This is a genomic window from Capsulimonas corticalis (genome assembly GCF_003574315.2).
Taxonomy (GTDB): Bacteria; Armatimonadota; Armatimonadia; order Armatimonadales; family Capsulimonadaceae; genus Capsulimonas; species Capsulimonas corticalis.
In genome coordinates, this window is the sequence record NZ_AP025739.1 from 6,160,593 (window position 1) to 6,181,650 (window position 21,058).

Below are 21,058 nucleotides of genomic sequence, written 5' to 3' on the forward strand. Positions count from 1 at the left end.
CTTCTTTTGACACATTCATCGCAGCGACGAGTCGTCGTGACAGGAATCGGCGCCATTACCCCGATTGGGATCGGCGTGGACGGTCTCCGCACGGGACTGCGCGCAGGCCGATCGGCGGTGACGCCGATCACATCCTTCGACGCCTCGCCGTTCGTCACGCGCATCGCCGCGCAGGTCCCCGACTTCGATCTTTCGCCTTATTTGGAAGGCAAAAAACTCAAGCGCCTGGACAAATTCTCCCAATACGCCGTCGCCTGCGCGAAGATGGCGCTGCTGGACGCCCATTTGGATTTGGACAACACCGACCGGGAACGAGTCGGCGTCTGCCTGGGCACGGCGCTCGGCGGCGTCGGCTTCGCGGAAGAGCAGTATCCAAACTTTCTGGCGCATGGCGTGCGCGGCGTGAACCCCATGCTGGCGCTCAGCGTATTTAACGGCGCCGGATCGTGCAATGTGGCGATCGAGGTGGGCGCCACGGGACCGGCGACCGCCAACGGCGATTCCTGCGCCTCGTCGCCCATCGCCATCGGGCGCGCCGTGGATTTGATCCGCGACGGCAGCGCCGACATCATGCTCGCCGGCGGCTCGGAAGCGCCGCTCTCCCCGCTTTGCTTCGGCGCCTTCGCCATTATCCGGGCGATGAGCCAGCGCAACGACGATCCCGAGCACGCATGCCGCCCCTTCGACAACGGCCGCGACGGCTTTGTCATGGCCGAGGGCGCCGCTATGCTTATCCTCGAAGAATATGAGATGGCGAAGGCGCGCGGCGCGCGCATCTACGGCGAGATCCTCGGCCACGCCATCACCAACGACGGCTTCCATATGACGCAGCCTCGTCCCGACGGCAAGCAGGCCGCGCGCTGTCTCACGATGGCCCTGGACCGCGCCGGCCTCAATCCCGAACAGATCGACTATGTGAACGCACACGGCTCCAGCACGCCGCTCAACGACAGCACGGAGACCAGCGCCATCAAGCAAGCCTTCGGCGCGCACGCGCACACGGTCCCGCTCAGCAGCACCAAAAGCTTCCACGGCCACGCCCTCGGCGCGACCGGCGCCTGGGAAGCGGCGATCAGCCTCCTCACCCTACAGGACAACTGGCTTCCGCCCACGCTCAATCTGACCGATCCCGATCCCGACTGCGACTTAGACTATATCCCGGAGCTCGAAGGCCGCGAAAAGAAAGTCAACTACGTGCTTTCCAACTCCTTTGGGTTCGGCGGGATCAACTCCTGCTTGATCTTCGGCCGCGTCTAACATAACATCGGTGCTCGGCAAAAAATATTTTGCCGAGTACAAACTTTTGAGGATGATTTGACGATGCGCCGCTATACTTACGCCTGTCAGTGACGTTCACCGCCGTCGTCCTAACACTACCCTCAAGCAATAATCTCCGTCATCGCTGTCGATGTCGTTATTCCCAATCATCAAGGAAATCGAATGTCACAGCAACACAAATTCCGCGGCTTTACTCTTATTGAATTGCTCGTCGTGATCGCCATTATCGCGATTCTCGCCGCCATCTTGTTCCCTGTTTTCGCGAAGGCTCGGGAGAAGGCTCGCCAGATCAGCTGCACCTCCAATATGAAGCAGCTCGGTCTGGGCCTCATGCAGTACACCCAGGACAACGATGAGACGTTCCCCTCCGGCGTCAACAACCTTGGACGCGGCTGGGCGGGCGCGATCTACCCATACGTCAAGAGCACCGGCGTTTACAAGTGCCCTGATGATTCTACGTCCACCGCGACGAGCCTCGAACAGAGCGCCGTCGCCGAGACAGATTATCCGACCTCGTACGGTTTGAACGGAAATCTGACGGGCCGCGCCGTTTGGAGCAACTACCCAATCGTCACCACTCTCTCCGGCCTGACGGCCCCGGCCAGCACGGTGCAGCTGTTCGAACTGGTGGGAGAGCAAGCTCCTCTTGGCAACGCCAGCGTCGTGGACACCCGCTCCGTGGTCGCCTGCGGACCTGACGGCGGCGGCGACGGCGGTTGGGACGGCGGCTGGTCCGGCGCGAACGGCGGCGGAACGCAGTCCACGATCCATTATGCGACCGGTATCCTTGGAAACCCGCCGCGCACCGCCGGAACGAACACCTACGAGGGTTCGCCGAGCAGCATCAAGACCGGCCGCCACACCGACGCCGCGAACTACCTGATGACCGACGGCCATGTCAAGTGGATCCGCGGCGCATCGATCTCGGCCGGCCCGAACGCCTACACGCCGACAGACGCTCAGAGCGGCAACCAGGCCGCCGGCACATCGGCCACCGGCTTCGCCGCAACATTCAGCGCGATCTAACCATCGCGCGCCTGATCTCTCCTCGGACGTAATACTTAAGCCGCACTTCCTTCGGGAAAGTGCGGCTCTTTTTATTCTTTACGCCTGAATTTATTCCTGCGACATCAGCGCTTCGAGCCGCCCCATCATGTATGCCCAGCCGTCGGTGTTGCCGTTAAACAGCTTTTCGGCGCTCTCCGCCGGAAGCGACGCGAACCCGCTTTCCTTCACCCGGACAATCGTGCCGTCCGCGACTTCCTCAAGCCGGAACTCCACCAGCGTGTGCGGCTCGGCCAGCACGTCCCCATGGAAGCCATGCGAATCTTCGCCGGCGCATGGAACCCAATTGTAGGCAAAATAATCGTGTGGATCGACGGCGATGACATAGATCTGGACTTTAAAATTGTTTCCGAAGTCGAACGTGGGCCTTTCCCCTGGCTCAATCGCTCCCTCGACCGCGTCCGGGAACCAGGCGACGATCTGTTTCGGATCCGTGATTGCCTTGAAGACGCGCTCTTTCGGAGCGCGGACAGTAATTTCTCTCTCGATGGTGTCTTGTGCCGTGGTGATCATTTGCAGCCTCCGAGTTGCATTATATCAGACTTCCGCGTAACACGCAACCTTATAGTAGCTTTTTATGCATCTCGGTTTACAGACCGGCGATATCCCGATGCCGCGCGACATTCCCCTGCCCGTCCAATTCAATATATGGATTGCAGGCAATCTCCCACAGGTTGCCCTCAACATCGACCACATATCCAAAAACGTCGCCTCCGGCCGCTTCACAATCCCAACGCCTCGGCTCTCCAGCAGCGCGAACAGCGCATTGACCTCCGTCTCCGTCTGCACATTATAAGCCAGCGTAAACGGCTTGGCGCCCGCGGTTTCCGCCGCCAGGTTCGCATCCGCCGCCAGCGCCTCCTTGCCGAAGAACGCCAGCAGGAAACCATTCATCTGGAAGAAGACGATATCCGCGCTCGCCGCAACCGGCGTCCATTCAAACTTCTCTTCGTAAAACGCACGGACTGCCGCGAGATCATTCACGCCAACGGTCAGGAGAGAAAGCCTTTGCTGCATACCGCCTCACCCGACGTATACTTCTTCGTCATATTTACCTTGCTCAGACGGGTTTCTGATAGCCTTGCTCCGTCAGTGTCCCCAGCAAAACACAATCCCCGTCGTCAAACCCCGCGACCACGGCGCGCTCTGTCCAGGTTCCTGGGAATATCGACGTGTCGATATTCCGAATAATCGACAGGAGGGCCAGGCACGCGTATCCAAGGCAAAGCACATATTCGGCCATCGGCATGGCTTCCGGCGCCTGTTGAATGGCGCAGTGAATCGTGTGCAGGACCTTTGACTCCGCGACATAGTGGCCTGGCAGATACGTGTCATCGCGAAAGCACGCCCAGTCCAGCCCGCCGGGCGTATAGGCCTGTGTGGATCCGGATACGTAGAGCGCACACGAAGGCTTGTCGTCAGCCTCAGGGTTAAACAGGCCAAACCAAAAAGCTTTCACGGGAACGGGAACAGGATCTTGAGTAAACGTACTGACGAGCCACTGCCGCAGAAGCGCCTCATCTTCAGCGTAACCGAGATTGCGCAGAGTGCTCCAGAGAGCCGTGGGATACACACGCGAGCAATAGTCGAGCAGCGTTTCCATGCCGGTCGTAGTAGACGGCGCACGCGAAACTTCTTGCATCATGAATTCATAGGCGGCAGCGATGTTAATTTCCATATAGTCCTCGTGCCTTAATTTTACGCTACTCTGTCTAACATGTCCAGTGTTATGGCGTAGCGAAGCGGCTCCCCTGCCCGCCAGCGGTCGAATTCTTCGATAGCGTAGTCGGCGATGCGCAGGACTTCGTCGCCGGCTGAGCCCGCGATGTGACTGGAGAGGAAGACGTTCGGCAGTGTGCGCAGCGGTGAATGAGGCAGCGGCGGTTCGGGGGCGGTGACGTCGAGGAGGGCGGTAATGTCCGGGCGATCGGTGAGAACGCGGATCATTTCGTCTTCGCGAATGGTTGCCCCTCGACCGGTGTTGATAAACGTCGCGTGGGGCCGCATTGACGCAAAGTGCGCGCCGGTGAACATGCCGAGCGTGTCCGGAAGGTCGGGTAGATGATTGGAGACGACGCCGGCGCGCGCAAACGCCGCATCAAGCGTGACCTTCTCGACGCCCAGGGCGTTGGCCTCAGAGTCAGGAAGAAATGGATCGTAGACAACCACTTTCAAATGGTAGGGCTTCAGAAACTCGATCACCTTTCGAGCAACCATGCCCGCCCCGATCAAGGCAATCGTCTCGCCGAAGTTGCCGGCCTGATGCATCGCCATGTGCTTATCGGTAGTCACATACTTTCGTGTGTTCTGGAAATATCCCTTGTTAGCGAGCAGGATCTGAGAGACCGTAAACTCCGCCACGGGAACAGCATTCGCCGCCCAGCCGCTCACGACCGTGATCCCCCGCTCCAGCAGTGGCCGCGCGAACGGCTGCACTGTACCGGCGGCGTAAAAGAGCGCCCGCAGGCTTGGCAGCAAATCCAGTTGCGCCGCGCTGAGCAGCGGCATGCCCCATGTGCTGAACATCACTTCGACATTGACTAGCTCTGGCGCGTACTGCGCCAGATTATCCGTCGTGATAACCTTGGGAAACACATGCGCCCGCTCGGCGATAGCCTCCCAACGGCCCTGAGCGTAGGTCCGTTTAATTCTGACTTCATCGCCGAAAAAAATGGCTTTGGGAACTGGCGCTGTCAATTTCGATCTCCTGATCGCAAAGCACTGGTTCGCAAGTGTGACAAGACGTATTCCATCAGTGGCTGAGAATTGTGTAGAACCCGAAAAGTACGAAACCGGCGTCGATCATTAGCGCGCGGCGGCGTTTGCCTTCGAAGCGGCGGCGGGCTTTGAGGTCGCCGGGGGGGAGGCGTTTTTCGAGGAGGCTGAAGTAGGCGAGGCTGATCGCCCGGAATATACATCCCAGGGCGACCAGCGCTCCGCCGGCGATTTTGAATGGATTCAAAGTGGTTGGCTGTTACTTGAAGTTGGTGAACTGGAGCGGCGATTCGATCTCTTCCGCGCCTTTCAGAAGGGCGATGACCGCTTGGAGGTCGTCGCGGCTCTTGGAGGTCACGCGGACCTGCTCATCCTGGATTTGCGCATTGACCTTGATGCCCTTGTCCTTGATCAGCTTGACGATCTTCTTCGCGGCTTCCATCGGAAGGCCGTTTTTGATGGTGACAACCTGACGAACCGTGCCCTTGGTCGCTTCTTCGAGCTTTCCGTACTCCAGGAACTTAATGTCGATCCCGCGCTTGATGAACTTGGACTGGATGACATCGATCAGCGCCGTCAATCGCGCCTCATTGTCGGCGGTCAGGGTGAGCTTATCCTTCTCGTGCTTGATCTCCGCCATGGAATTGCGGAAGTCGAAGCGGGTCTCGATCTCGCGCTCCGCTTGATCAATCGCGTTCTTGACTTCCTGCGGATCCGTCTTGGAAACGACGTCGAAACTGGAATCTGTGGCTGCCATAATTTGCAGATCTCCTTCGGGCAATAAATTCTCGCAGCCGCGTCACATGGATCGTTTATTGCGCGGCCGGCGGTTATTCCCTTTATCATACCCGCTCCAGGGCTTGGCGCCGCCCCTCCCGTTTGCCGCAAACGGGTATTTCTGCTATAATGGTGGGTAGGAGAACATCTGTATGGCGGTCAAACCGTCCGAAGAACCACGGACCCCGAAAAAGCCCCGCGCGCCCCGAGCCGCCCCCGCGCCTCAGAAAGCCTCGCGATCCAAGCCCCCGCGCAATAACCAGCGGTTCGCCCACGATATGTGGGGAATCGGCTTTCTCGCGCTGGGCGGAATTTTGCTCGTCAGCTTGATCTTTGAAGGCCAGGCGGGAGCGATCGGCGATGCGCTGGCGGGCGGAATGCGCTGGCTGGTGGGCGTCGGCGCCTGGGTCATGCCGTTCTTCATCGCCAGCATCGGCGTGATGCTGATCCGGGGACGCGAGCAGCACACACGGGCGAACTTTATCGGCGGCGGAGTGACGCTGTATCTGATCTTCATCACCTGGTGGCATCTGGCGTACACCACTGTCGCCAATCAATCCATGAACCCGGGACATAACGGCGGCGAAGTCGGATTTTTGTTCTGCTCGCTGCTGCGCATGCTCTTCGGGACCAACGATGTTTCCAGCCACATTCTTCTGACGGCTCTTTCCATCGGCGCGATTGTCTGGACAACCGACATGCGCCTGCTGCACCTCTTCGAGCGCACCGTCGAAGGCGGGCGCAAGCTCACGCCGCCCGTGACCAAGACGGCGCAGGCGATGCAGCGCGGCGCGGCGGCGGCCAAGGAGCGCGCGGCGATCGCGCGGGAGGAGCGCCTGCTGGCGCAGGAAGAAGAGCGCGCCGAACGCGACGCCGCGCGGGCCAGGGACGAAGAGCGCAAGCGCGAGGAGCGCGCCCGGCGGATGATCGAGACGATGGACGCCCCGGTCAACAAAAAGGCCAAGGCCGAGCCCATTGCGGAATCCGCCCAGCCCAGCGCGCCGGCGCCGATCATTCCGATCCTTCCCATTACTCCGATCGAGGCGGTCGCCGCCGCGCCGGTGATTCCGCCCGCGCCGATGAGCCTGCCGCCGTCGATCGCGAAGCTGGTGGAGGAGGACGACGATGACGCGCCGACCATTCCCCAGATTCCGATCAAGATGATGGTTCCCAAACCCGCGCCGGTGGCGCCGCTGGTGATCCCGGTGGGCCTCGCCGATGACGGCACGAAGCGGGAGTACACCCTGCCGCCACTGGAGCTTCTCAACGAGCCGCCGCCCAAGCCCATCCGATCCGCGCAGTCGATTCAGGACAAGCAAGCCGTATTGATGCAGACGCTCAACGACTTCAAGATCGGCGCCAACGTGGCGCAGGTCGCGATGGGGCCGACCGTCACGCGTTACGAAGTCCAGCTGGAGCCGGGCATCCTGGTCAAGAAGATCGTCAGCCTCGCGGACAACCTCGCGATGTCGCTGGCGGCGATCGATGTCCGTGTCGAGGCCCCCATCCCGGGCAAGAGCGCCATCGGCATCGAAGTGCCCAACGACGTCATTGAGATGGTGACGCTGCGCGAATGCCTCGCCACCAATGAGTTCATGAACGCGCCGAGCAAGCTGACTTTTGCGCTCGGAAAAGACATCGCCGGCAACTTCAAGTATGCGGACCTGACGCGCATGCCCCACCTGCTGATCGGCGGCAGCACCAACAGCGGCAAGAGCGTCTGTCTGAACGTCATCATCTCCAGCATCGTGTACCGCGCGACGCCGCGCGAAGTGCGCTTTGTGATGATCGACCCGAAACGCGTCGAGCTGTCGCTGTACGACGGCATCCCGCATCTTCTGTCTCCCGTGATCAAGGACGTTAAGCTCGCCGCCGGCATCCTGCGCAGCGTCCTTCAGGAGATGGAGGAGCGCTATGACCGGTTCGCCCAGATCGGCACGCGCAACATCGAAGGGTTCAATAACCGCGTTCCCCCCGATGAGCGGCTGCCGTTCATCGTCGTGATCATCGACGAGTTGGCCGACTTGATGATGCAGCAGGGACCGGAAGTGGAAACCTCCATCTGCCGGCTCGCCCAGCTCGCGCGCGCCACGGGCATTCACCTCGTGATCGCAACGCAGCGGCCGTCCGTGGACGTCATCACCGGTACGATCAAGTCCAATGTCGGCTCCCGCATCGCCTTCTCCGTGGCGACCGTCATCGACAGCCGCACCATTCTCGATCAGGGCGGCGCGGACCGTCTGATCGGGCGCGGCGACATGCTCTACCTTCCCATCGACGCCCCCAAGCCCGTGCGCGTCCAGGGCTGCTATGTCGGCGAGCGCGAAACCGAGGAGCTGGTGAAGTATCTGCGCGGCCAGGAAGAGGCCGTCTATACGATGATCCCGTCCGAGACCAGCGCGAGCGGAACCCGCGACGAGTTCGACGACGACGGCTCCAGCGACCAGCTCTTCGAACCCGCCGTCCGCTGGCTCGTCGCGCAGGGATCGTGCTCCACATCCAGCCTTCAGCGCAAGTTCAAAGTCGGCTACACCCGCGCCGCCCGCCTGGTCGAAACCATGGAGGCCCTCCAGATCGTCGGCCCGCAAGACGGCGTCAAACCTCGCGAAATTCTCCTCCGCCCCGAAAACCTTGAAGCCTGGTTCTCCGGAAAGGGTCAAGGAGATTTAGGACAAGGATAAGAGAGGGCCCTCACCCGGCCCTTCGGGCCACCCTCTCCCAATTCTGGGAGAAGGTTAAGATTTGGATCTTTGATCCAAAAAAACTCAAAACTCGGACTCCCCCTCTCCCAGAATTGGGAGAGGGGGCCGGGAGGTGAGGGCCAATCTTTATCGCGATATCCGTAGTATAATATGGAATAACCAGTACACCCCCTGGTTGTTTGACTTATATTCTTAAAAAAGTGCTCCGCCAAACGCCGCGAAAGGAACTTGTGACGCCGATGATGGATCAGGAAGATAACTATTACTTCCTCGAAGGCAACCGCCTTCGCGTGGAAGGCCGTATCCCGCAGGCAATTGGCGCATATCTTGAGGCAGTACGCCGGCGGCCCAGCCATACCGGCGCGCACTTCAACCTGGCCGTCGCCTACACGATCAGCGGACAGTTTCAGCCGGCGCTTCTGCACTACCGTGAAGCGCTGCGATTCGATCCGGAAAACGCCACCATCCATCTGGCCGCCGGAAACCTGCTGGCCGACATGAAGCAGTGGGATGAAGCCGTCCGGGAGTACCGCGAAGCGCTCACCCTCGACCCCACACTTGCCAGCGCGCACGTCAACCTCGGCAACATCCTGATGGAGCGCGGCGCGGCCGACAGCGCCATCGAGTCCTACCGTGAGGCCATCGCGCTCGATCCGGAGCATGTCGAAGCGCACTTTTCCCTCGGGAACGCGCTGCATAGCAAAGGATGGGTTGACGCGGCCATCGCCTACTGGCACGACACCCTCCGTCTCGATCCCGAGCACGGACGCGCCAATTATAATCTTGGCAGCGTCTACTACGCCCTTCAGAAGTACGATGAGGCGACGCGTCACTACCGCGAGGCGCTGCGCATCAGCCCGGAGTTTGCCGACGCCCACCATTACCTGGGCGATGTCCTCAGCGATCAAGGCGATATCGATACGGCGATCGCGGAGTACCGCAAAGCCCTCAAGCTCGACTCGCGCCATGTAGACGCCCGCAACAACCTTGGGCTGGCGCTGCGCCTGAAAGGCCAGTTGGACGCCGCGATCGCCCAGTGGGAAGAAGCGATCCGCCTGGAGCCCGGTTACGCCGAAGCGCATCACAACCTCGGCGCCGCGCTGTTCGTCACCGGCAACTTCCATATGGGCCTGCATGAGCTGCGCGAGGCGATCCGCCTCCAGCCGGACCATGCTTGGGCGCACTTCAACCTGGGTGTCGCGCTGAACCAGATGGGCAACATCGACGGCGCCATCGCCAACTGGCAGGAAGCCGCGCACTTGAACCCGAACCTGGTCGGCGCCCACTTCAATCTGGGCAACGCCTTCTACAAGCGCGGCAATCCCGACCAAGCGGTCTCGAAATGGCGCGAAACGCTCCGCTTCGATCCCGAACATCCGTGGGCGAGCTTCAACATCGGCGGCGCCTCCCGCAGCACGCCATCGGTGGATTACACCTACGCGCAGTGCGAGAGCACCGTCAAACAGCACCCGCGCGTCGCGGGCCGCATGTTCGCCGCGACAGGAGCGTCTCCCCGCTCCTAACCTCCTCAGTCCAACGGCGGCGGCGCGCATGCGCCGCCGCCATTCCCATGTCATTATCAATCGAAATCACAATCAATCGAAATCCAACCCGGAGTGTTTTTTTGAAGTCCCTTAAGCTTGCCTGCTACGCCTCTCTCATAATCGCCATCTCAGGTTCCGCGCACGCGAAACCCGTCCATAAGCGCCCGGTCCATACCGCGCATCCCGCTCCCGTGTCTGGGATCGGACATCTACTGCAAGGCTATTACAATCAAGCAAACGCCGCCGCCGCTCGCAAGGATTTAGACGGCGCATTCCGTTACTTTTCACAGGACTTCGTACTTACCAACCGTAAGGGCAACGAAGTTGACTTAGGGGAAATCCGCTTCAGGGTGAGCGCCCTGTTCGATTCCGCGAGGTCGATTAAACCCTCCACCCTCGTCACCGGCGCCTCACAGCACGGAAGTGTGGCGACGGCTTTGATCCGCGACTCCATCGAATGCATTGTGACCAATCCAGATACTGGTAAGAAAGGCCTTCTCGTTGGCCACTCTGTATCACGAGATACCTGGACACATACTGAGGACGGCTGGATGATTACGAGCTCCCAGCAAATCTCCACGCAAGAGACAATCAACGGACGAGTAGTGACAGATCCAGACCCGGCGGCGCCGGACGCGAGTGATGGCGCCACGCCGCCACAGAGCCTGGGCGGCATCACGAACGGAAATGACGGCGGGTAATCCCACCCTCCCGTCGCGATCTGGCCGGCGATGAAACGTCTCTTGGGCGTTTCATCGCCGGCCAGATCGATATGCATTCGCGCAATAGGCGATGGCCTCTTAAATCTTCCACTCCCCATTCTCATGGATCACCACGCCGTCGGCGTAAATCGCTCCCCCACCCGCGTCAGGACGCATATCGCAGACCATATCCCAGTGGACCGCTGAGGAGTTGACGCCGCCCGTCTCTGGATAGGCGTTTCCTAGCGCCAGATGGAACGTGCCGCCGATCTTCTCGTCATAGAGAGTATTGCGCGTGTAGCGCCTCACGCCGTAGTTGTTGCCGATCGCCACCTCGCCCAGCGAGCGGGCGCCGGGATCGGTTTCCAGCATTTCCTCTAAGAACTCCAGGCCGCTGGACGCTTCGGCGCTGACCACACGTCCATTCTCAAAGGTCAACTGGATATCGTGGACTTCGTGGCCCAAATGCGCCGTCGGGAATGTGTAGCGCACCCGGCCATTGACGGAGTTTTCGATGGGGCCGCTAAAGACTTCGCCGCTGGGAAAGTTGCGATGACCGTCTGAATTGATCCAGAGACGGCCTTCGACGGACATGGTGATATCCGTGTCGGCGGCGACGAAGCGCAGGGTCTTCACCTGGTTGAGATAGTCGACGTAGTGCTGCTGTTTGCGTGAGAACTCGCGCCAGGCTTCGGCGGGATCGTCCTGGTCCAGGAACATCGCGGACATCACGAACTCTTCATACGCCGCCAGCGACAAGCCCGCGTTCTGCGCGGCCGCCGGCGTGGGGAAGAGGGTCAGGACCCAATCGGCCTTCTCCGTCGCCGTGCGCTGAAACAAAGACTTGCGGATGATGCTGTTCGCCTTTTGCGCCTTCGCCTGCTTGGCGGGATCGACGCCGGAAAGGCCCGCCGTGTTAGTTGGCGCCATGATCGCGCACATCGCGTCGATCGTCTCGTACTCAAACTTACGGATCGGAGAAACATACTCCAACTGCTCGTCGCTGGCCGTCGTCAAAAAGACTTCGTCCAGGCCATCCAGCAGGACCTGAAGATGCGGATGCGCGCCGAGTCGGATCGCCGACGCGTACACTTCGCGCGCCAGCGGGACGCCGGCTTCATCCACACGAATCAAGAGCTGCTGGCCCGCCTTGAGGCTCAGGCTGTACTGGGTCATCGTATTGGCCCATTTCGTCAAACGAGGATCGTGCATGGTTTCTCCTGGAATCTAATCATCATTGCGGCGGCATCTCGGGCCAGTACCCCGGTTATGAAACCCGGGTCTGGGAGGGCTTCGCCCTAACCGTCCGTGCCGGACGGAGGAATATATGTTGTCGATTGCCAGCATTTGCGTCCGGCACGGACGGTTAGCCGAAGGCTCCCAGACCCGGGTTTCATAACCGGGGCGCCCTGGTTTCACGCCTAACGCCACTGCATCTTATACCCAACGCGTCATAACGTCGTCAAAACAAAAAAAGCCCTCTTCCCACGTGAGTAGGAAGAGGGCTGGGCGTCACGTTAAGTTACGCCTTGAACTGGCCTTTGAACTCGTTCAGCGCTTTGCGCAGGGAGTCGACGGTGACTTCGCTCAGCGCTTTGTCACGGGCGATCGCTTCCTGCACGTCCGGGTACTTCTGCGCCAGGAACGCGAGGAACTCGCCTTCGAAGCGGCGGACCGACTCGACCGGCAAATCGTCCAGGAAACCGGATGTCGCGGCGAAGATGGCCGGGACCTGCTTCTCCAGCGGGAGCGGCTGGTTCTGCGGCTGCTTCAGGATCTCGACGAGGCGAAGGCCGCGCGCGAGCTGCGCTTGGGTCGCTTTGTCTAGGTCGGAAGCGAACTGCGAGAAGGCCTGCACCTCGCGGAACTGCGCGAGCTCGAGCTTCAGGCGTCCAGCGACGTTCTTGTCCTTCATCGCCTTCGTCTGGGCGGAGCCGCCGACGCGGGAGACGGAGATACCGACGTTGACCGCGGGGCGGACACCGGCGTTGAAGAGGTCGCTCTCCAGGAAGATCTGGCCGTCGGTGATCGAGATGACGTTGGTCGGGATGTACGCCGAAACGTCGCCCGCCTGGGTCTCGATGATCGGCAGCGCCGTCAGCGAGCCGCCGCCGCGCTCCTTGGACAGCTTCGCCGCACGCTCCAGCAAGCGGGAGTGCAGGTAGAAGACGTCGCCCGGATACGCTTCGCGGCCCGGAGGCCGGCGGAGCAGCAGGGAGACCTGGCGATAGGCGACAGCCTGCTTCGACAGATCATCGTAAACGATCAGCGCATGCTTGCCGTTATCGCGGAACCACTCGCCGATACAGGCTCCCGTATAAGGGGAGATGTACTGCTGCGACGCGGGGTCGTTGGCGGTCGCGGCGACGACGGTGGTGTACTCCATCGCGCCGGCTTCTTCCAGAGTGCGGATGATGGCGGCGACGGTGCTCGCCTTCTGTCCGATGGCGACGTAGATACAATAAACGTCGGTAGTCTTCTGGTTGATGATCGTGTCGATCGCGATGGCGGTCTTGCCCGTGCCGCGGTCGCCGATGATCAGCTCGCGCTGGCCGCGGCCGATCGGGATCATGGCGTCGATCGCCTTGATGCCGGTCTGGAGCGGCTCTTTGACGGGCTGTCGGTCGACGACGCCCGGAGACACGCTCTCAAGGAGCGCGAATTCGGTGGCGTTGATCGGTCCCTTGTCGTCGATCGGCTGTCCGAGGGCGTTGACGACGCGGCCGACGAGGGCCTCGCCGACCGGGATCTGAACGATCTTACCGGTGCGCTTGACGGTGTCGCCTTCGCGGATGCCGGTTTCGGATCCGAGAAGAACAGCGCCGACGTTGTCCTCTTCGAGGTTCAGCGCCATGCCCTGAACGCCGCCGGGGAACTCCAGGAGTTCGCCGACCATGGCGTCTTTGAGACCATAGATGCGCGCAATGCCGTCGCCGACCTGCAGGATGGTGCCGACGCCGACTTCCTCGATCTGCGACTTATAGCTATCGAGCTCTCGCTCGAGGATAGACGTAATTTCTTCCGGCTTGATGGCCAATTAAATAGCTCCTCCCTGTGTGCGGGACCCAAGCAAATGCGCTTCCAGGTTGTCCAGGCGGCCACGGACGCTTCCGTCGATGACCGTGTCCCCAATGCGCACGACGACGCCGCCCAGAATGGCGGGGTCGATGTGCGTGGTCAATAGTACGGTTTTTCCGGTCAGCGCGCGCAGACTCGCGACCAGACGATCCGTCTGATCGGCGGTCAGCGCCACCGCCGTGGCCGCGCTCGCCTCCACTGTGTTGTGGAACTCGGCCAGCAATTCGCGGAAATCACGGATCGTCTCGCCGACAAGCTCCTCGCGTCCCTTGCGGATTAGCAGCTGGAGGAAGCTGAGCGTGGTCGCCGTAACACGGTCCCCAAATGCATCGCTCGCCACCTTCGATTTCTGCTCATCCGAGACTAACGGCTGAAGCAGGACCGCGCGCAGATAAGGCACTTCCGCGAGGAAGCGCTCGATCAGCGTCAGATCCTCCGCGACGGAATCGAGGATTCCGTCGCGCTGGGCCACGCTGAACAGCGCCGCTGCGTATCGCTTTGCGACTCGAGTGTCTTTCATTAGGCGATGGTCCCCGTCCCAGCGCCGTCTCCAACGGAGTTGCCGCTGACGCCGCGTCCGCTCTCGATGACCGCGCCGGCGTTGACGCTGCCGATGAATCCATCGACAAGCGCGGTGTGGCGGGCGGGATCGAGCGATTCGCCGATAACTTTTCCAGCGGCGGTGATCGCCAGAGTGACAATCTGCTGACGCATCTCCAGGAACGCCTTCTGCCGCTCACGCTCGCTGTCGCTGCGTCCCTTTTCGAGGATCGCGTCGGCTTGCTGATGGGCGTCGGCGACCAGATTGTCGCGCAGTGTCTGTGCTTCCTTGACCGCGGCCTGGATCTTCTCACGCGCTTCGGCTTCGATACCGGCGAGACGCTGCTCGTATTCGCCGCGAAGTCGATCCATGGCGGCGCGGTCGGCGTCCAGCTGATCGTAGGTTCCCTTGATGTCCGCCTGACGCTGGTCCAGGAAGGCGAAAACCTTCGTGAAGACCACTTTGTTCAGGAAAAACAGCAGTAACAGGAAACCCAGGATCTGCGTGATGATCAGGCGCCAGTCGATTCCCAGCGCATGAATAATCTCGTTCATAGTTGTCCTAAAGGCTCCACATTCGTCGCGAGGCCCATGGCCCGCGAAGCGTGGCCGGCGCCTCGGTAATTAGTGACCCGCCAGAAGCTGGGTGACCTGCTCGGCGGTGGGGAACTTCGCCAGAAGGATAAAGAAGATAACGAACGCGTAGATCGCCAGCGCTTCGATGATTCCGAGACAGATGAACATCGTGGTCTGAATGCGGCTGGCCGCTTCCGGCTGGCGGGCGATGCCCTGCAGCGCGGCGAACGACGCCAGACCCTGACCGATACCCGCGCCAACAGCGGCGAGGGGAAGAGCGAGACCCGCGCCTAGCGCGAGAAGACCGAAGTAAATGGCTGCCATGTCGTAACTGTGCTCCTTTAGCGTAAATACCGTGATTGTAACAGGTGAAAAATTCGAAAGTCGTTTTTGACTACGCCGACGGAACGTAAGCGGCGTCCTGAACGCGATTTTCCAGGCTTTCGTGGCCGTGACCGTGATCGTCATCGTGGCTGTGATCGGCCGTCGCGATGCCGATGTACGCCGACGACAGCAGTGTGAAGATGAACGCCTGCAGAACGCCGGTGAACAGCATCAGCAAATACACGAAGAACTGCGCCGGGATGTGCGTGGCGTTGACGACGCTCGCTACAACGTAGGCGATATAGTCCTCGCCGTAGATGTTTCCGTAGAGACGCATCGCCAGCGAAAGCGGCTGCGCGAGCGCTCCCACGATCTCGGTCAGCAGGAACAGCGGAATGAGCGGAATGATCCCAGGTCCAAGGAAGTGCTTGAGATAGCCGCCAAATCCCTTGGTCCGGATGGACCAGTACTGCACGTAGAAGAAGACGATTACCGCCAGCCCCAGGTTGGTGCTGAGGTTCGCCGTCGGCGCGCGCAGCGGGGTCACGGACAGGAGATTACAGAACAGGATGTACATGAACAGGGTCATGACGAGCGGCACGTGGCGCTCGCCGCCCGGCCCCAGCAGTCCCATAAACAGGTTGCGCAGTCCATCGACGGCGACTTCCCAGATGTTCTGCAAGCGGCCCGGCACGCGCTGCGGGTTCTTAAACGCGGCCACGCCCAATCCGATCAGGATGGCGGCGACCATGACACCATAAATGACGCAGGTCCAAAGCTCCGGTTTTTCAAGCGGTTCTGTCGGCATAATTGTGATATTCTCTTCGTGTGTTACTTCGTCGTAATTCTCAATGCAATGTCACTGAAAATCTCTATGGGATACTTTCAAAACTTAAAGCGGCTTCGCGGCCCGCATCGCGCGGCTTGCGGCGATGATGATCGCCAGCTGCGTCATCGAAAACGCGCCGACAAACGCGAGCAGGAACGGCAGCAAGTGATCCTTCACGAACTGGAAGATCGAGATCATCCCAATCGTCAGAAGCGCGTACTTCAGGATCAGCATGCCGGCCAGGCGCCAGAGCGCCGCGGTGCGGTTCTTCACGGGCGTCGATCCCGACCCGCCCCGACGCTCCGCTTCCATGCCGATCAGATACTCAGGCACGATCCGGCTGATCATATGCAGGGACCAGAAGACCGCGAACGCGACAACCGTTCCGGCGATCGCGCCCAGCGCGGGCCAGTTCTGGCGGGTCGCAAGCAAGACGCCGATCAGGATCGCATCCAGCGTCACCGCCGTCTGGGACAAGCTGCGAAATGGCGGAAGCTGAAACGCTTCCGGCTCGGCGGGAGCAGCCTTTTTCTCCTGGGAACCTTTTGCGTCGTCCGGTCGCTGTTGTAATATCATGATGTTTTGCCGCCCGGGCGGTTCCCTCGGTTACCATTGGCCGCGGTGAGAAGCCGGATCATATTCGCAAATCCGCCGACGACTCCCAGCAGCAGACCGGCGATGGTAAACCATGGAACGCCGGAGTGATTGAACCGATGGTCCAGCCACTGGCCAAGCACGATAAAAATTCCGACGGTGATCGCCAGCGTCAGCGCCGCCGTGATGGCGACGCCATATCCCTGGACACCCTGCGCCAAAAGGCGGTCGTCACGCGGCCCGCTTGCCCCGCCGGCGCTGCTTTGCGCGGACTGGGATGCGCGATGACTCGCGGGCGTTCCCTTACCTAAGCTGGGGCGATTGAAGGTGATTTCCGGAGGGGCGGGAAGAACTCCGAACGACGGCAGTTCAATCGATTCGTCGTCCTTGCCGGTCTCTGATGTCGGATCGTCTTCGCCCATGATAGCCCCCCTCAACGCGGGCCGTTTACACCAATTTCCGCGCATTAGTATATCACAGCGGGACCTCGTGAGTCAATACATTGCGCATTTTTTCACGAATTGACAAAATATAATTGGATTATTCCGGAACTTTGATGGAACAAATACCGCTGTATAATACTCAAAACGCATGAGAGAACGGCGCTTTACCCAATTTTGAACAGTTCAAAACCAAGCATTACCGAGCGCCAATGATGGAGCCGACTTGAGCACACACGATCCGCAGCAAAAACCGATCTTTTACGACGAATCGCAGCGACGCGGCGGCGTACTTTCCTTCATGATGTACGCTCTGGCGATGTTCTGCATCGTCGGCGCCGCCGTCTTTTTGATCAGCATCGCGGGTAATCCCGTGATGACCGCCTCGCCCATCGGCGGCTCGCCGACGCGCGGGCCGCACGGACTGGTCAACATGCGCCTGGCGCCCCGCCCCGCCCTTCCCGATGTCAAGCAGCCCGCCGACTTGCGAAACAAGGTCCTGCGGACGGTGCTTCGCGGCGATAACGAAGTCCAGGAAACGCAGAAGCGTCTCAGCGCGACGATCCGCCGCGAGCGCGCCGTCACGCCGATCCCGCCGGCGGCGATCGCCCCCGGGCATATTCAGGGGCCGGTGCGCGCGGCGTTCTACGTCAACTTTGAAAAGAACAGCATCGACTCACTGCGCGAGCACATCGACCAGACGACGCACTTGATGCCGGTCTGGGTCGAGATCAATCCCCAGGGCTCGGATATCAAAATCACGCGCGATATCTCGACGCGCTCCGGCGGCTCGCAGGTCACGCTGGGCGAAACCTACGACGACGAGGCGATCCGTCTGGCGCGCACCCACGGCGTCCCGATCATCCCCGTCGTCCAGAACGCCACCGAAGGCGAGTTCCACGGTGAATGGGTGCACGCGCTGGTCAACGATCCGCACAAGCGGGCGGCGATGATCGAGAAGCTGCGCGCCTTTATTGTGAAAAACGGCTACCAGGGCGTCAACATCGACTTCGAAACCGACAGCGCGGACGACGCGGATGGCCTGACAGCCTTCATGACGGAGCTTGGCGCGGTCTTCCATCCGCTCGGCCTCCTCGTCACGCAGGATATCCAGACCGACAGCGCCACCTACGATCTGCCGACGCTCGGCAAGTGCTGCGACTTCATCATCCCGATGATCTACGACGAGCATGGAGACGGCACGCACGACGGCCCGGTGGCGTCGTGGGACTGGTTCCAGACCGAACTGGACGATGTCTTGGCGGAAGTCCCCGCCGACAAGGTCGTGCTGGGGATCGCCAACTACGGCTACGATTGGTCCGCCGGCAGCACCTCCCCGGATGACGTCACATTTGAGCAGGCCTGCCAGACCGCCAAAGACTCCATGGACGGCGAAGACGGCGTGATCAAGATCGATCGCGGCACGCTCAGCCCTTACTTCACCTATTACGACGATTCCAACGGTCAGGGCGACAAAGAGATCGCGCATAAAGTCTGGCTGGAGGACGCCGCGAGCGCATACAACAAGCTGATCGCCGGCGAGCACCACCATCTGCTCGGAGCGGCCCTCTGGCGACTGGGCTCCGAGGATCCCAGCCTGTGGCGCTACTTCAACCACGACCACCCGAATATTGAAAAGAACTTCGATCTGCATGCGCTCACCGATGTCACCTACAACTACTTCGGCACCAGCTTTATCGGCCAGGGCGACGTGCTTTATGTCAAGCAGGCTCCGACCAAAGGCAAGCGCAACCTCACGGTCGATCCCAAAACCAAGCTGATCGTTGGCGAGACCTTCAGCAGCTACCCCTCCCAGTACGTCATCCAGCGAACGGGAAAAGTCGACCAGCAGAACGGCGCCAACAAAGACACCGTGGCGCTCACGTTCGACGACGGCCCGGATCCGCGCTGGACGCCGCAGATCCTCACGATCCTGCACAAGTATCATGTCCCGGCGACATTCTTCGTCGTCGGCGAGAACGCCCAGGCCAATCCCGGCCTGCTGACCCGCGAGTGGAACGAGGGCATGGAGATCGGCAACCACTCGTTCACGCACCCAGAGATCGATCAGATCTCGTCGCCGCGCATCAAGCTGGAGCTGGACGCCACGCAGCGCGTGATCGAAGCGCTGACGGGCCATATGACCACCCTCTTCCGCGCTCCCAACCGCGCCGACTCCGAGCCGAGTACGCCCGCCGACTTCGACCCGATCCTACAGGCGCACAAGCTGGGCTATGTCTTTATCGGAGAGCAGGTCGACCCGACCGACTGGAAGCCGGGCATCAAAGCCGACCAGATCGTCTCGTTCGTGTTAAACCACGCGCATGAAGGCAACTGCGTCCTGCTGCACGACGCCGGCGGCGATACGCGCGCCGAGACGATTAAGGCGCTGCCCCGGATCATTGAGGGCCTGCAAAAGCAGGGCTTCCATTTCGTCACGGTCTCCAATATCATGGGTCGGACACGCGATCAGGTCTTCCCGGCCATCTCGCCCCGGCAGCGTGTGACGGCGGCGATCAACCGCGCGTTTATCTACGGAACCTACGTGGTCGGCACCGTGCTCACCGGCCTGTTCCTGCTGGCGATCTTCCTCGGCATCGCCCGGATCGCGATCATGGGCGTGCTGGCGACCATCCAGGCGCGCAAAGAAAAAGCGCGCGCCTTCGAGCCCGACTTCCTGCCGTCGGTCAGCGTCATCATCGCCGCTTACAACGAAGCGAAGGTCGTCAACAAAACGATCGCGACGCTGTTGGCGAGCCACTATCCGCGCCTGGACATCCTGGTCGTGGACGACGGCTCCCGCGATGGCACCGCCGATGTCGTCCGCGCCAAGTACGGGCAAAGCATGCAGGTGCAGGTCATCTCGAAGCCCAACGGCGGCAAGGCCTCCGCGCTGAACCTCGGCATTCAAAAGTGCTCCGGTGAGATCATCGTCGCACTCGACGCCGATACGGTCTTCACGCCGGACACGATCGGGAATCTGGTGCGCCACTTCGCCGACTCGCAGATCGGCGCCGTGTCCGGCAATGTCAAAGTCGGCAATCGCAAGAACGCCTGGACGATCTGGCAGGCCGTGGAGTATATCACAAGCCAGAACTTCGACCGGCGCGCCTTCGACTTGCTGAACTGCATCACGGTCGTCCCCGGCGCCGTCGGCGCCTGGCGGCGCGACGCCGTGGTGCTCGCGGGTATGTACTCCTCGCAGACTCTCGCCGAGGATACGGACCTGACTCTGAAAGTCCGCAAGCTCGGATATAAGATCGTCACCGACAACGACGCCCTCGCCTACACCGAGGCGCCGGACGGATGGCGGGATCTCATCAAACAGCGCTACCGCTGGGCCTTCGGCACGCTCCAGTGCCTCTGGAAGCACCGGGACGCGCTCGGCAACAAGCGCTACGGCGCGCTGGGCACCGTCGCGATGCCGTCGCTCTGGCTCTACCAGATCGTGTTCCAGGCCATCGCGCCGCTGGTGGATATCGGCATTCTCTGGGCGATGTTCACGCAGTTCATCATCAAGCCGACCACGGATCACACGAGCCTGTTCATGCTGCTCGGCTACTGGGCCGTCTTCTCCACGGTCGAAATGGCCGGCGCCGCCCTCGCCTTCCACCTGGACCGCGAAGACAAGCGCCTGATCGCCTGGCTCCCGTTGCAGCGCTTCGCGTATCGCCAGTTGATGTACGTCGTCATCCTCAAATCCCTGCGCTCCGCGCTGTTCGGCCGGCGGGTTGGCTGGGGCAAATTGGAGCGCAAAGGAACGGTCACCACGCCCAAAGGCAGAGACACGCTGCTCGGCGGAGGATCCGAACAAGCGTCTCCGGAGGTTCGATCGTAACGGGAGGCCCTCCCCCCCTGCCCCCTCTCCCAACTCTGGGAGAGGGGGAGTCCGAGT

General features: G+C 61.0%; 20 protein-coding genes. 6 read left to right on the forward strand and 14 right to left on the reverse strand.

Annotated elements, in window-relative coordinates; all coding sequences use genetic code 11:
• Positions 1–6 precede the first annotated feature (6 nt).
• Positions 7–1,257, forward strand: coding sequence for a beta-ketoacyl-ACP synthase II (gene fabF / locus D5261_RS26430; RefSeq protein ID WP_119319154.1), 1,251 nt, complete (start codon positions 7–9; stop codon positions 1,255–1,257).
• A gap of 183 nt (positions 1,258–1,440) precedes the next feature.
• Positions 1,441–2,304 (forward strand): DUF1559 family PulG-like putative transporter, encoded by an 864-nt coding sequence (locus tag D5261_RS26435; RefSeq protein ID WP_119319153.1) that lies wholly within the window; start codon positions 1,441–1,443, stop codon positions 2,302–2,304.
• 90 nt (positions 2,305–2,394) lie between these two features.
• On the opposite strand, the gene D5261_RS26440 is transcribed toward D5261_RS26435, so the two are convergent.
• From D5261_RS26440 to D5261_RS26465, 6 genes are read right to left on the reverse strand one after another with little or no spacing between them, the layout of a single operon-like run.
• Positions 2,395–2,856 (reverse strand): SRPBCC family protein, encoded by a 462-nt coding sequence (locus D5261_RS26440; protein WP_119319152.1) that lies wholly within the window; start codon positions 2,854–2,856, stop codon positions 2,395–2,397.
• Between the two features lie 24 nt (positions 2,857–2,880).
• Positions 2,881–3,360, reverse strand: coding sequence for a VOC family protein (locus D5261_RS26445; protein WP_218025459.1), 480 nt, complete (start codon positions 3,358–3,360; stop codon positions 2,881–2,883).
• A 43-nt stretch (positions 3,361–3,403) separates the two neighbouring features.
• Positions 3,404–4,021 carry a hypothetical protein gene (locus D5261_RS26450; RefSeq protein ID WP_119319151.1) on the reverse strand — a complete coding sequence of 206 codons (618 nt, stop codon included), beginning with the start codon at positions 4,019–4,021 and terminating at the stop codon, positions 3,404–3,406.
• Positions 4,022–4,041: 20 nt separating this feature from the next.
• Positions 4,042–5,040: a hydroxyacid dehydrogenase gene (locus D5261_RS26455; protein ID WP_119319150.1), complete on the reverse strand. Its 999-nt coding sequence runs from the start codon at positions 5,038–5,040 to the stop codon at positions 4,042–4,044.
• Between the two features lie 55 nt (positions 5,041–5,095).
• A complete protein-coding gene (locus D5261_RS26460) occupies positions 5,096–5,305 on the reverse strand; it encodes a hypothetical protein (RefSeq protein WP_119319149.1) in 210 nt (69 codons plus the stop codon).
• Positions 5,306–5,317: 12 nt separating this feature from the next.
• On the reverse strand, positions 5,318–5,815 hold the full coding sequence (locus tag D5261_RS26465) for a YajQ family cyclic di-GMP-binding protein (RefSeq protein WP_119319148.1): 498 nt from the start codon (positions 5,813–5,815) through the stop codon (positions 5,318–5,320).
• A 172-nt stretch (positions 5,816–5,987) separates the two neighbouring features.
• Here D5261_RS26465 and D5261_RS26470 point away from each other — a divergent pair, with 172 nt between their 5' ends.
• From D5261_RS26470 to D5261_RS26480, 3 genes are all read left to right on the forward strand, one after another.
• Positions 5,988–8,516: an FtsK/SpoIIIE family DNA translocase gene (locus D5261_RS26470; RefSeq protein ID WP_119319147.1), complete on the forward strand. Its 2,529-nt coding sequence runs from the start codon at positions 5,988–5,990 to the stop codon at positions 8,514–8,516.
• Positions 8,517–8,776: 260 nt separating this feature from the next.
• On the forward strand, positions 8,777–10,060 hold the full coding sequence (locus D5261_RS26475; RefSeq protein ID WP_125205763.1) for a tetratricopeptide repeat protein: 1,284 nt from the start codon (positions 8,777–8,779) through the stop codon (positions 10,058–10,060).
• Between the two features lie 101 nt (positions 10,061–10,161).
• Positions 10,162–10,782, forward strand: coding sequence for a hypothetical protein (locus tag D5261_RS26480; protein WP_119319145.1), 621 nt, complete (start codon positions 10,162–10,164; stop codon positions 10,780–10,782).
• 99 nt (positions 10,783–10,881) lie between these two features.
• On the opposite strand, the gene D5261_RS26485 is transcribed toward D5261_RS26480, so the two are convergent.
• The 8 genes from D5261_RS26485 to D5261_RS26520 form a co-directional block, all read right to left on the reverse strand.
• Entirely contained in the window at positions 10,882–11,994 is a 1,113-nt protein-coding gene (locus D5261_RS26485) for an aminopeptidase (RefSeq protein WP_119319144.1), read from the reverse strand.
• Positions 11,995–12,304: 310 nt separating this feature from the next.
• Entirely contained in the window at positions 12,305–13,819 is a 1,515-nt protein-coding gene (gene atpA / locus D5261_RS26490) for a F0F1 ATP synthase subunit alpha (protein WP_119319143.1), read from the reverse strand.
• A complete protein-coding gene (locus tag D5261_RS26495; RefSeq protein WP_119319142.1) occupies positions 13,820–14,380 on the reverse strand; it encodes a F0F1 ATP synthase subunit delta in 561 nt (186 codons plus the stop codon).
• Positions 14,380–14,955 carry a F0F1 ATP synthase subunit B gene (gene atpF / locus D5261_RS26500; protein WP_119319141.1) on the reverse strand — a complete coding sequence of 192 codons (576 nt, stop codon included), beginning with the start codon at positions 14,953–14,955 and terminating at the stop codon, positions 14,380–14,382. The genes D5261_RS26495 and atpF overlap by 1 nt, the downstream gene beginning before the upstream one ends.
• Before the next feature lie 69 nt (positions 14,956–15,024).
• Complete coding sequence (atpE, locus tag D5261_RS26505) at positions 15,025–15,300, reverse strand: ATP synthase F0 subunit C (RefSeq protein WP_119319140.1); 276 nt, start codon at positions 15,298–15,300, stop codon at positions 15,025–15,027.
• Positions 15,301–15,370: 70 nt separating this feature from the next.
• Entirely contained in the window at positions 15,371–16,108 is a 738-nt protein-coding gene (gene atpB, locus D5261_RS26510; protein ID WP_119319139.1) for a F0F1 ATP synthase subunit A, read from the reverse strand.
• A gap of 84 nt (positions 16,109–16,192) precedes the next feature.
• On the reverse strand, positions 16,193–16,705 hold the full coding sequence (locus D5261_RS26515) for a hypothetical protein (protein ID WP_119319138.1): 513 nt from the start codon (positions 16,703–16,705) through the stop codon (positions 16,193–16,195).
• Positions 16,702–17,145: an AtpZ/AtpI family protein gene (locus D5261_RS26520; protein WP_165863876.1), complete on the reverse strand. Its 444-nt coding sequence runs from the start codon at positions 17,143–17,145 to the stop codon at positions 16,702–16,704. Before D5261_RS26520 ends, D5261_RS26515 begins: the two co-directional genes overlap by 4 nt.
• Positions 17,146–17,389: 244 nt before the next feature.
• On the opposite strand from D5261_RS26520, the gene D5261_RS26525 reads away from it, so the two are divergent.
• Positions 17,390–21,001, forward strand: coding sequence for a trifunctional glycoside hydrolase family 18/polysaccharide deacetylase/glycosyltransferase family 2 protein (locus tag D5261_RS26525; RefSeq protein ID WP_119319136.1), 3,612 nt, complete (start codon positions 17,390–17,392; stop codon positions 20,999–21,001).
• Positions 21,002–21,058 lie beyond the last annotated feature (57 nt).